This window comes from Serratia symbiotica (Periphyllus acericola), from assembly GCF_964019515.1.
GTDB lineage: Bacteria > Pseudomonadota > Gammaproteobacteria > Enterobacterales > Enterobacteriaceae > Serratia > Serratia symbiotica_D.
This window is the reverse complement of the sequence record NZ_OZ026452.1, coordinates 52,070-63,987: the sequence shown is the minus strand read 5'-3', so window position 1 is coordinate 63,987 and position 11,918 is coordinate 52,070. Positions and strand designations below refer to the sequence as shown.

Annotated in this window: 3 protein-coding genes and 9 pseudogenes; 10 read left to right on the top strand and 2 right to left on the bottom strand. The window is 52.6% G+C overall.

Annotated features, from left to right (window positions below):
* Positions 1 to 2: 2 nt before the first annotated feature.
* Positions 3 to 119: pseudogene (locus AACL06_RS00345) on the top strand (IS3 family transposase); the annotation flags it as partial.
* 725 nt (positions 120 to 844) lie between these two features.
* Positions 845 to 2,320 (top strand): annotated as a pseudogene (ltrA, locus tag AACL06_RS00340) (group II intron reverse transcriptase/maturase).
* Between the two features lie 85 nt (positions 2,321 to 2,405).
* Here ltrA and AACL06_RS00335 read toward each other — a convergent pair.
* Positions 2,406 to 3,056: pseudogene (locus tag AACL06_RS00335) on the bottom strand (SgrR family transcriptional regulator); the annotation flags it as partial.
* 139 nt (positions 3,057 to 3,195) lie between these two features.
* Between AACL06_RS00335 and sgrT the strand changes: the two are divergent.
* From sgrT to AACL06_RS00320, 3 genes and pseudogenes are all read left to right on the top strand, one after another.
* Positions 3,196 to 3,285 (top strand): annotated as a pseudogene (sgrT, locus tag AACL06_RS00330) (glucose uptake inhibitor SgrT); the annotation flags it as partial.
* A gap of 463 nt (positions 3,286 to 3,748) precedes the next feature.
* Positions 3,749 to 4,948 (top strand): MFS transporter, encoded by a 1,200-nt coding sequence (locus AACL06_RS00325; RefSeq protein WP_339037259.1) that lies wholly within the window; start codon positions 3,749 to 3,751, stop codon positions 4,946 to 4,948.
* A 138-nt stretch (positions 4,949 to 5,086) separates the two neighbouring features.
* A pseudogene (locus AACL06_RS00320) lies at positions 5,087 to 5,535 on the top strand (SLC13 family permease); the annotation flags it as partial.
* Between the two features lie 110 nt (positions 5,536 to 5,645).
* On the opposite strand, the pseudogene AACL06_RS00315 reads toward AACL06_RS00320, so the two are convergent.
* Positions 5,646 to 6,882 (bottom strand): annotated as a pseudogene (locus tag AACL06_RS00315) (YifB family Mg chelatase-like AAA ATPase); the annotation flags it as partial.
* 556 nt (positions 6,883 to 7,438) lie between these two features.
* Between AACL06_RS00315 and ilvG the strand changes: the two are divergent.
* The 5 genes and pseudogenes from ilvG to AACL06_RS00290 all read left to right on the top strand — a co-directional run.
* Positions 7,439 to 9,068, top strand: a pseudogene (gene ilvG / locus AACL06_RS00310) (acetolactate synthase 2 catalytic subunit).
* Positions 9,025 to 9,252 (top strand): acetolactate synthase 2 small subunit, encoded by a 228-nt coding sequence (gene ilvM / locus AACL06_RS00305; RefSeq protein ID WP_339037257.1) that lies wholly within the window; start codon positions 9,025 to 9,027, stop codon positions 9,250 to 9,252. Before ilvG ends, ilvM begins: the two are co-directional and overlap by 44 nt.
* Complete coding sequence (locus tag AACL06_RS00300) at positions 9,246 to 9,407, top strand: hypothetical protein (RefSeq protein ID WP_339037255.1); 162 nt, start codon at positions 9,246 to 9,248, stop codon at positions 9,405 to 9,407. The genes ilvM and AACL06_RS00300 overlap by 7 nt, the downstream gene beginning before the upstream one ends.
* A pseudogene (locus tag AACL06_RS00295) lies at positions 9,340 to 10,097 on the top strand (IS5 family transposase); the annotation flags it as partial. The gene AACL06_RS00300 and the pseudogene AACL06_RS00295, both read left to right, overlap by 68 nt.
* A gap of 5 nt (positions 10,098 to 10,102) precedes the next feature.
* Positions 10,103 to 11,677 (top strand): annotated as a pseudogene (locus AACL06_RS00290) (family 20 glycosylhydrolase); the annotation flags it as partial.
* Positions 11,678 to 11,918: the final 241 nt, after the last annotated feature.

Here is an 11,918-nt window from a genome sequence, read left to right as displayed (position 1 = left end):
CCGGTTACAAGATACCACGTGGAAACAGAGGACGTCCGTCACTGATAGCACCTAACCTTCTGCAGCGGGAGTTCACGGTTGTGAAACCCAATCAGGTCTGGGTAACGGATATTACCTATAGTGTGGCCCGGAGTCTAAGACGAGCACGGATGCTCAAATGAACCACGAGTCTATCTGGAATATTGAGCCAGTAACTCATGACGAGAAGCCAAACAATCCCACCGGGTGTGACGGTGGAGAACCTGAGCGGCAGTGGCCTGCGGCATGCCTGAAGGGTGATTTAACCCGCTGACAATCGGGATTGAGGCGAGATCACTCAGCCAAGATGATCATCAAGGTTAAGTAATGAAAGGCTGAAGAACATGAACCCGTTAATCCGCCTCTGTGGGTTGAAAACGTCACCACGGCCTATGTGATCTGTCAGGCCGTGCAGAAGGGACTGTCAGTGACAGGTGTGCACTGTCAGTCAAAGATGTTTTGATATGTAGGCAAAATACCGGGACAGCAGCGCCCGTCACTCTCGGGCTACTGACTTCTGCCAACTTGCGGCAAGCAAGGGTAAAGAGTGCGATAGGCAGCCTCCTCAGTATGTCTGAGTCCAGACAGGTGAACCGGGGAAGGTCAGCGACGGATGTTAAGGGGGCATGGCCCCGATGACGTGCTGGCTGACGGAGCTTTCGTACTGAGTAGTCTGCGATGAGGAAAGCCCATTACATGGCGAAGGGAAGCAGTTTAAATATGTTTGCGACGTGAATTAACTGACCTAATGAGTTGAAGACCTTTGATAATCAGCGAAATATAACGCAAGCTTGCCACATGGGCAGTAACCGAACCGTCCCGACGGATTCAACGGCTGCTGCGTCTGATAACACAACCAGAATGGCTGGCTAAAGCGGCGCGGATCACGTTTTCATCAAAAGGGGCGCATACCCCTGGCGTTAATGGCGTGAACAAAGCAAAGCTACAGGCCAGACTAGCTGCTGAACTGCAAATACTCAGAGAAGAACTTCTCTCGGGTCACTACCAGCCCCTTCCAGCCAGACGGGTTTACATCCCTAAAAGCAAAGGCAAACAGCGACCGCTGGGTATCCCCGCGTTACGGGATCGTATTGTTCAGCGAGCAATGCTGATGGCGATGGAGCTGATCTGGGAGAGTGATTTTCATACGCTCTCGTATGGCTTCCGGCCTGAACGCAGTGTTCACCACGCGATCCGTACAGTGAAATTACAGCTCACCGACTGTGGGGAAACCCGGTGACGCTGGGTTATTGAAGGAGATTTGTCCAGCTACTTCGACACCGTGCATCATCGTCTGCTGATGAAAGCCGTACGCCGCAGGATCAGTGACTCACGTTTCATGGTTCTGCTGTGAAAAACAATCACGGCGGGACATATTGATGTCGGACTCTTTCGGGCCGCTAGTGAAGGCGTACCGCAGGGAGGAGTGATATCGTCGTTACTGTCGAATATCATGCTGAATGAATTCGATCAGTATCTACATAAACGCTACCTGAGCGGGAAAGCCAGAAAGGATCGATGGTACTGGAATAACAGTATCCAGCGAGGCTGAAGTACTGCGGTCATAGAAAACTGGCAATGGAAACCCGACGTTGCTTATTGCCGCTATGCCAATGACTTTATGCTCATCATCAAGGGGAGTAAAGCACAGGCGGAAGCGATCAGGAAAGAGTGTCGTGGCGTGCTTGAAGAAAGTCTTAAACTCAAGCTGAACATGGACAATACCAGGATCACTCATGTCAATAACGGCTTTATCTTTTTGGGTCATCGGATCATGCGCAAACGTAGCCGTTACGGTGACATACGGGTGGTGTCGACAATCCCACACGATAAGGCCAGAAACTTCGCAACATCGCTGACGCCACTGTTATCAGGCAATTACAGCGAAAGCAAAATCTATATGGCTGAGGTGCTCAACCGGAAACTGAAAGGCTTGGCTACGTTCTATCAGTTCATTGATTTTAAATCCAAAGTGTTCAGCTATATCGACCGTGTGGTGTTCTGGAAACTTGCTCACTGGCTGGCCCGTAAATACCGTGTGGGTATCAAAACGCTGATGCGCCATTGGCGTAAGCCACCAAAGCCCGGAAAGAGTAAAACATGGGTTTTATTTAGCAAAACCAATAATGGCAAACTCAGTGGTAAAATCCTGTACAGGTTGGTCAGGCAAGGCAAGAAGTTGTTCCGTTGGCGTTTGCCTGAAGGTAATCCTTATCTGCGGACAGAAGTCATAAACACATACACATCGCGCACATACACATCGCGTTTTACTGAAGTGGCAATGGCGTTCGCCAGCGTTTAAATAGAGAGCCGGCTGCGCTGAAAGGCGCACGTCCGGTTCGGAGAGGAGAGGCAGGGAAATAGTCCGATTACGGCCTGCCTCTTCTGATTTGTGCAAACAGTGGCTGCGGTATCAGGCGGGTGAGCGAACGGATGACATCTTCCATCTCCAATTCGCGACCGTGGTGAAAACAAATTGCTGGACGCAGATAAAAACGCCAGTGTAGTGGCGTCAAGACTTGCCAGTGATGGGAAAGGTCTAATTCTGGTTCCCCATTTTCCTCATTTATCCGCGTCAGACAGCTGAAGATCTGCCGAGCCAAGTGTGTTTCCGAACGCCGCAGTGCTGAGCCGGGCAGCAGGTTGTACAGTTGGCGATAGTAGAGCACCCGTAGGATGTGTTTTCCTTGGCGAAAGCGGCGGCGGAGTTGGGATAACAGCATTTGGCGCAGCTCATTTTTATTGCCGACCAACTGTACCAGCTTATCGATGCGATCTTGATCCAGTAACTCTTCAGTCCACTGCTGTTGCAACGCCAGGCCGGTGTAATGGAAGGTGAGGAGAGAACGCTTACTGCGCCCCGGTTCCGCTGGCCAGGTGAGCCAACCCCGCTGCTGTATGGTGTTCAGCAGCAAACGCATATGACGCCGCGAGCACTTGAGCACGTCTACCAACTGCTGAAGCGTGGTTTCGGTGGTCTTGCAATAGTAGCGCTGCCACAAGCGGATGAACTGCTGCTGCAATCTGGAAGTGGACATAAAAGAGGAATACTCCTGTGTCAATTAGTCAATTTATCTTTTCCTAATATTACGCCGACAATTTTCCTCAACGAACGGGGGAGGGCGAATAATAAAAACTTTCTTGTGAAAACAGTTTTATCAGCGCTATTTCAGCGCGGTGCGCCGCCAGCACGCTGATTGGTTGGGGGTGGTGCCAGAACAGGCCCGGCTGGATATGCTGGCTCACCTGCTCCAGTGGGATCTTAGGCAGTATCCCACCGTTGAATCTGATACCGCGGCAGACCCAACAACCCGTTATCTAGACGGAGGGGTCGGGCCCCTTGTGGGCTATCGGCAAGCCCGACAACGTAGACTACGCCTGTGTTACCCGCCGCTTATTTGGCCCACTACACCTCACGACTCGCACCTTGCTGCGGGTCAAATGACTACAGCCTTGACATAAAGGACAAACAGTATCGCGAGCCTCTGTGATAAGGCAACAAAGTGATGCCCGATGGATTTCATACCTTAGCTAGGCGGCAAAGGGGGAAAATCCAACAACGCTATGATTTGAAATACGAAGAGCAAAAGAGTTTCTGAGTAATGGTGCTGTTTCGCCAGCCAGTGGGGCAACCCACAGGTTTTTTTATCCTGTCAGGCGTTCATCTTCTTGCAATTTATATCAGCTAGCCTAAGGTTTTCACTTCTAAGAGCACCGACTAAGGGAAGATATGAAACGCCCCAATTGGTTGTCTCAACGCTTTAATCCCATCTTTGCCGCTTTCCTGCTGATCGCCTTTCTTTACGGCATCGCTGGCGCGTTACAGACACCGACGCTGAGTCTGTTCCTGACCACTGAGGTGAAAGTGCGGCCGCTATGGGTCGGGTTGTTCTATACCGCCAACGCGGTGGCTGGCATCCTGGTCAGCTTCCTGTTGGCTAAACGTTCCGATATTTTTGGCGATCGGCGTAGGCTAATTTTGCTGTGTTGCCTGATGGCTATCGGCAACTGCTTGTTGTTCGCCTTCAACCGTGACTATCTGACGTTGATCACCCTGGGTGTGTTGATGGCGGCGATTGCCAATACCGCGATGCCGCAAATTTTCGCTTTGGCGCGGGAATACGCTGAAAATGAAGCGCGTGAGGTGGTGATGTTCAGTTCGGTGATGCGCGCCCAACTATCGCTGGCGTGGGTGATCGGCCCACCGCTGTCGTTTGCGGTGGCGCTGAACTACGATTTTACCATAATCTTTCTGATCGCTGCCGCTACCTTCATCGTCTGTTCGTTGCTGGTCTGGTTGACCTTGCCCTCGGTACCTCGTGCGAACGCGATGGACGATACCTTGCAGGGCGGCGCTACTGTGCTGATCGCTCCTGCCAACGCTTGGCGCAACCGCGATGTGCGTCTATTGTTTATCGCCTCAATGCTGATGTGGACTTGCAACACCATGTACATCATTGATATGCCGCTGTACATCACCGCTGATCTCGGCTTGCCGGAGAACCTGGCGGGGGTGATGATGGGTACCGCAGCTGGATTGGAGATCTCAGCGATATTACTGGCGGGTTACTGTGTCAGGTACTTCGGCAAGCGTAACATGATGCTGTTTGCGGTGCTGGCTGGAGTGCTGTTCTACGCCGGGTTGGTGGTGTTCAATGGTCGGTCGGCGCTGATGGCGTTGCAGTTACTCAATTCCATCTTTATCGGCATCGTCGCGGGTATCGGCATGCTCTATTTACAGGATCTGATGCCGGGGCGGCCAGGTGCTGCGACGACATTGTTCACCAATAGCATTTCTACCGGAGTGATCTTAGCGGGTCTATTACAGGGAGCACTGGTGGAAAATATGGGTCACTATGCAGTTTACTGGCTGGCAGCGCTGCTGGCGGTGGCAGCGCTGTGGGTGAGCACCCGGGTGCGGGACGTCTGAGAAACGTTGGCATTATTGACCTATATCATTGAGAATGATGCGCCACACATCCAAGCTAAGCGAGCACCTAGGGCGATTGCTGCGCTCTTTTCCATCTTGCTTGAGATGCCGATCCGTTTAGAAAAAAGTGGGTACGTTATGGATACACTGACACCGCTTAGACCTGTTGCTTCACTGTGCGCCGTTGCTGCTGCATTGATTATTTGGTTCCTTATCCCAGTGCCGGCAGGTGCTGCCGCTAGCGCCTGGCAGTTGCTGGCGCTGTTTGTCGGCACCATGATTGCCATCATCGGTAAGGCGATGCCGATCGGTGCCGTTGCGGTGATTGCCATTGCGCTTGTGGCTGTTACTGGTGTCACTCATCCTGACGATCCGGGCGCGGCGCTGGACGATGCGCTGAGCGGATTTTCCGACCAGTTTATCTGGTTGATTGGTTTTTCAATCATGATCTCCCGTAGTCTGAACAAAACCGGGCTGGGTGCGTGCATTGGCTACTATTTTGCATTTCGCTGTTTGGCAAAAGGACGCTGAGCATCGCCTATGCGCTGAAGCTGGTAAAATTGACTCTAGCATCTATTACCCCGGCGTTGTTGAATAAATCGAACTTTTAGCCGCCACGAGGATCAGATCACTCTCCTTCTGCAAAAATAGCGACATTCCGTGGCCAAGAAAAAGTTCGATTTATTCAACAACGCCGTGCATTGATTTTACCGGCTCGATGAAGCTGCCTATTGTGCGCCTGCATAACTCGTGTGCGCACCTAAGCGCTATTTTTTCCCTCTGTCCGGCGTTTGCTGAGAATACCTGGCGGCAATAGCGGCACTTCTATCTACAGGTCGAAAAGATCGAGAAAAGGCCGGGAAAGTCGGCTCAAATAACGCAACACCTGCTGAGGGGAAGCGCGGTTATGCGCCCCCTGATAGTGTGCGGTCGGGCTGGGGTTCATCGCTGCGATCAATCAATTACACCCGTGCGGGAAAACAGACTTTTGCGTTGGCGCGTGAAATCACGATCTCACCGGATTCCAAGGGTTCACGCAGCGCATCGAGCACCTTGCGTTCGAATTCAGGTAGTTCAGCCAGAAACAGTACTCCGTTGTGTGCCATGGAGATCTCACCTGGCTGCGGCAAATATCCTCCCCCGATCAAAGCGGCCATCGCAACGCGGCCATCGATGCACTGTGATGCGGCGCGCGAAAAGGCCTCTGCCGCCAAGGTAAAGACTCTACATCATGGCGCAGCAGGCTGGCTAACGCCACGCTTTCCAATGCCTCTTGCTCGGTTAACGATGGCAGCAGGCCGGTCAGGCGGCTGGCCAACATGGTTTTTCCGGTAACCGGTGGGCAGATCAGCAGCAGGTTGTGCCCACCGGCTGCGGCGATCTCCAGCGCTCGCTTAGCCTGTCCCTGGCCGATAATATCTTGCAAATTGGCTGGCTCTTGCTGTGTATCAGCAGTGGGTGGCGCGATGGTGGTTGGCAGTGCGCTATCAACGCCGACTTCGTGACCATTGTCTGCTGATAGGATCAGCCTACGCCCGACTTCTGCTGCTGCCAGCGCTGCCGGGATCGCGCCTCTGACCGGTCGCAGTGCACCAGATAGTGCCAGTTCGCCGAGAAATTCATAGCGTTCCAGCGTCTCGATGGGCAGTTGTTCGGAATATGCGAGGATCGCTAACGCAATCGGCAGGTCATAACGGCCGCCTTCTTTGGGCAGATCGGCCGGTGCCAGATTAACAGTGATTCATCGGGCGGGAAAAGTTAAGACGTTATTAATCAATGCGATGCGAACCCTGTCACGTGCTCCTTTTGCCGTGGTTTCTGGCAGGCCAACTAACATTAGTCAGGGCAGGCCATTGCTGATGTGCACTTCCTACGTAACCTGAAGGGGCCTGCACGCCGATCGTGGCACGGGTATAGATAACCGCCAGTGACATATTGTTCTCCTTACTGAGGGCAACATAATTCGCGATCTATCCCGCTGTTACGTGTTGTCATGATGGTTTTTCTGGATAATTCGCAGATAAATTACATGATCCCATGTAGATAGCATTTTTTTTGCGAACGGCTTAATAGTGGATGGCAATACCCACTAATAGGGTTCACGCGCAGTATTGCGTCGGATAATAACGCAAAAAAGTATTGTCATGCCGTATACAACTATGGTAAATTTATAAATATTAGTTCGAAACGAGCACAGTGAATAAGCCTGTTGTGAAAGCTTTCGTTAAAGCTTTTGCCCAAGTAATTAGCCTAGTCGTGATTAGAGTGGTGGTGATTATCCTACCATGCTGAGCTACACCTGGACGAAGAAAGGCTTATAAAACAAGCAGAAATCGCAAAAACCCCCCGCCCCGCAAGGTGCGGGGGGTTTTTATTGGCAAGAAAAAAGTGAAGCAAGAGGCAGAAAATGAAAAACAGAGCAAAATATTACAGTTGTTGCAATAAGGTGGGGAAATAACAATGAATGGAGCTCAATAGGTCGTTCAGGCGCTGTGTGCACAGGGTGTGGAAATCGTATTCGGCTATCCGGGCGGCGCAATTATGCCGGTGTATGATGCGTTGTATGACGGTGGCGTGGAACACCTGCTGTGCCGCCATGAGCAGGGCGCTGCGATCGCCGCCATTGGCTATGCCAGTTCCACCGGCAAAGTCGACGTGTGCATCGCCACTTCTGGCCCCGGTGCTACCAACCTGATCACAGGCCTGGCCGACGCACTGCTTGACTCTGTTCCAGTTGTTGCTATTACCGGCCAGGTGAGCTCTGCGCTGATCGGCACTGATGCCTTTAAGGAGATCGATGTTCTCGGCCTGTCCCTGGCTTGTACCAAACACAGTTTCCTGTTGGAATCCCTGGATGCGCTGCCGGGCATCATGGCGGAAGCTTTCACCATCGCTGTCAGTGGCTGCCCAGGCCCGGTACTGATCGATATTCCGAAAGACATCCAACTGGCCCAGGGCGAACTACGCCCGCATTTGATGCCGGTAGACTGGGCATTCGATTACCCGGCTGCGGCGCTAGCGCAGGCTGCTGATCTGTTGGCTCAGGCGCACAAGCTGATATTGTACGTTAGCGGTGGAGTTGGCATGGCGCAGGCTGTACCAGCGCTGCGTGAGTTTATCGCTGTCACCGGTATGCCGCATGTCATCACGCTGAAAGGGCTGGGTGCACCGCATGCAAAGCACCCGTGCTACCTCGGCATGCTGGGCATGCACGGTACCAAGGCTGCCAATCTGGCAGTGCAGGAGTGCGACCTGCTGATCGCCGTTGGCGCATGTTTTGACGATCGCGTCACCGGCAAGCTGAACGCCTTTTCCCCACAGGATAAAGTGATTCACATGGATATTGATCCGGTGGAGATGAGCAAAATGAGTCAGGCGCATGTAGCGTTAGAGGGCAATTTAAAGCCCCTTCTACCAGCGCTACAGCAGCCGCTGAACATCACCGCTTGGCAGCAATGGGTCAGGGAGCGAAAAGAAACCCATGCCTGGCGATATGATCACCCAGGCCAACTGATCTATGCACCGCTGCTGTTGAAGCAGATTTTGGCGCGCAAACCGGCCAACAGTGTGGTTACCACTGACGTCGGCCAGCACCAGATATGGGCCGCGCAGCATATGATGTTTGAACGCCCGGAGAGCTGCATCACCTGCAGTAGGTTGGGTCGGCTTGCCAGCCTCAGTTGGCGCTAAGATGGCTCGCCCGGAAGATACGGTGATCTGCATATCGGGCGATTGCTCTTTTATTATGAACGTGCAGGAGTTGGGCACCATCAAGCGCAAGCAACTACCTCTGAAAATCGTGCTGCTGGATAACCAGCGTTTGGAAATGGTTCGCCAGTGGTAGCAGTTATTCTTCGACGGCCGCTACAGCGAGACCAACCTCTCCGACAACGGTGATTTTCTGATGCTGGCGGCCGCCTTTGGCATTCCAGGCCAGCACATTAGCCGCAAAGATCAGGTTGCAGACGCGCTAGATGCTATGTTCAATAACGCAGGGCCTTATCTGTTACAAGTAGCGATCGATGAACTCGATAACATCTGGCCGCTGGTAATGAGACCATGTTGGAGGAAATATCATGATGCAGCATCAACTCTCGATCCGGGCGCAATTTCGCCCTGAAATGTTAGAGTGTGTATTGCGTCATCGTGGTTTTCAGGTTTGTAGCATGCATATGGTTTCGGCGCTAAATACCGACAACATTACTATCGAATTAACTGTTACCAGCCAGCGCCTGCTCAGTCTACTGTCATCCCAGTTAAGTAAATTGATGGGTGTCTCTTGTGTTGAGATCCGGCGTTGTTGAATAAATCGAACATTTGGCCGCCACGAGGATCAGATCACTCTCCTTCTGTCAAAATAGCGACATTCCGTGGCCCAGCAAAAGTTCAACATCACCAACTGGAAGGCTTACAACAACGCCCTTATCACTCGGGGTTCACTCACTTGCTGGGGGGATGAAACGGCACTTCACGCCTGGTACTGCGAGGCAAAACCTTCTCTGCGTGGTCGCCGACAACATTATTCCGATATGGCAATGAATATCGTAATGGCAATCACCAGCGTATTGATGCTGAAACGGATTTTCGGCCTGACACTTCACGCCCTCCAGGGCTTCGTCGACTCCATTGTCACACTGATCAAAGTGCCGTTGAACTGCCCGGACGACACCTGTATCAGTAAGCGGGCGAAGTCCGGCCATGTCCCGTTTAAAACCCCAACGCCGGGTAAAATTGCGCACCTCGTTATCGACTCTAGCGGGCTCAACGTGTTGGGTCAAGGGGAGTGGAAGGTAAAAAACACGGTCAGGAAAAACGGCGGATCTGGCGAAAACTGCATTTGGCCGTAGATACACAAACACATGAGGTCATCTGTGCTGACCTTTCCTTGAGCAATGTCACCGATACCGAAGCCTTCCCAGGTCTCATCCGCCAGAGGTACCGTAAAATCAAAGTCGCCTCGGCGGATCGGGCTTAGGATACACGAGTGTGTGATGATGAGTTAAGGGGCAAGAAGCTCAAGGCGTTAATACCGCCCAGCAGCGGAGCCCGTTATTGGTCGGCAGACTATGCAGAGCGAAATCAAGCGGTGGCGAACCAGCGCGTTACCGGAGACAATACACGGTGGAAAAGTATCACAGGCTACCACCGAGATAATCGATCCTGTCGCTGGTGCCGATCGATGGCGGTATCAATATCGCCACTCTGGATGCCAAAGACGCGCCACGCTTCCAGTATCGCGACATCTTCCTTGACGTTGCGCGCAACTTCCACCATAAAGACGCCTTGCTGCGCCTGCTAGAGCAGATGGCGGCCTATAAACTGAATAAATTCCACTTCCATCTTAGCGACGATGAAGGCTGGCGCATCGAAATACTGAGCCTACCGGAACTGAGCGCGCCAGATTGAAGTGATCCCGGAAATAGACATGTCGGCGCACGCCCGTACCGCGGTGGTTTCCATGGAAGCTCGCTACAAGAAACTGCATGCGGCTGGCAAAGAGCAAGAGGCTAACGAGTTCCGCATGGTGGATCCGACCTATACTTATAATACCACGTCGGTGCAGTACTTTAACCGACAAAGTTATCTGAACCCCTGCCTAGATTCATCCAAACGTTTTGTCGACAAAGTGATCGGCGAAATAGCCAAAATGCACACAAAAGCTGGCTAGCCGCTGCGCACCTGGCATTTTGGTGGTGATGAAGCGAAAAACATTCGTTTAAGGGCAGGCTATACCGATCGTGTGAAACCTGAGCCGGGCAAAGGCGTTATCGATCAGAGTAAAGAAGATAAGCCTTGGGCAAAATCCCAGGTGTGCTAAGCGATGATGAGCAACGGCAAGGTGGCCGACATGGAGCACCTACCGAGCTACTTCGCGCAAGAAGTCAGCCAACGGGTGAAGGCGCATGGCATCGACAGAATGCAGGCTTGTCAGGACGGATTGAAACATGCGCAGGACGTCAAGGTATTCGCCACGTCGCGCGTGGGCATGAATTTCTGGGATACCCTGTACTGGTGGGGCGGCTTCGACAGCGCCAAATATTGGGCGAACAAGGGATACGAGTTTATCCTCTCTAACCCAGATTACGTATATATGGACTTCCCGTACGAAGGTAATCCGGACGAACGCGGTTATTACTGGGGTACCCGCTTCAGCGACGAGCGTAAGATGTTCAGCTTCGCGCTGGATAACCTGCCGCAGAATGCTGAAACCTCGGTGGATCGTGATGGCCACCGCTTTAGTGCCAAAAGCGACAAACCCTGGCCGGGTGCCTATGGCATTTCCGCCCAGATGTAGAGCGAAACCCAACGCACCGATCCTCAGATGGAATACATGATCTTCCCGCGTTCGCTATCAGTTGCCGAATGTGCTTGGCATCGTGCTTCCTGGGAGCAGGATTACCAGGCTGGTCGTGCATAACAGGGCGGGGCAACGCACTTTGTTGATGACAACGCCTTGGAGCAGGACTGGCTGCGCTTCACCAACCTGATCGGTCAGCGCGAGTTGGCCAAGCTGGACAAGAGTGGCGTCAGCTATCGCCTGCCGGTACAGGGTGCCCGCGTCATCGGTAGCAAGCTGGAAGCCAATATCTCTTTGCCGGGGTTAGGCATTGAATATTCTAGCAATGGCGGCGTTACGATGTGCAGGCCAGGCCGGTGGTGACAGGTGAAGTGTGGGTTCGTGCGGTAAGCCCGGACAACAAGTGTTACAGTCGTGCTGAAAAGGTGTAAGGTAGCTTCCACGGAGATGGAGGTAGCCGGTTACCTAATCCTTTACCCGACCAGCAAAGAGGATTTATTCGATGCGGGTGGTCATTCGCGTATTTAGTAGCCTGCTGAAATCGGGAGAAAATAGGTGGTGATCAACACGGCATCATGCTGTTCTTAAGTAAGAACCTATCTATTAGGCTACTTTATTTCTATTAGGCTACTTTATTTGCCATTTTGGCCCTGGGCAGCGCCCACCCTCCTA

Bases quoted from the DNA above. Each gene is read 5' to 3' on its own strand.
- AACL06_RS00325 (WP_339037259.1), top strand. From the start codon at position 3,749: ATGAAACGCCCCAATTGGTTGTCTCAACGCTTTAATCCCATCTTTGCC.
- ilvM (WP_339037257.1), top strand. From the start codon at position 9,025: ATGATGCAGCATCAACTCTCGATCCGGGCGCAATTTCGCCCTGAAATG.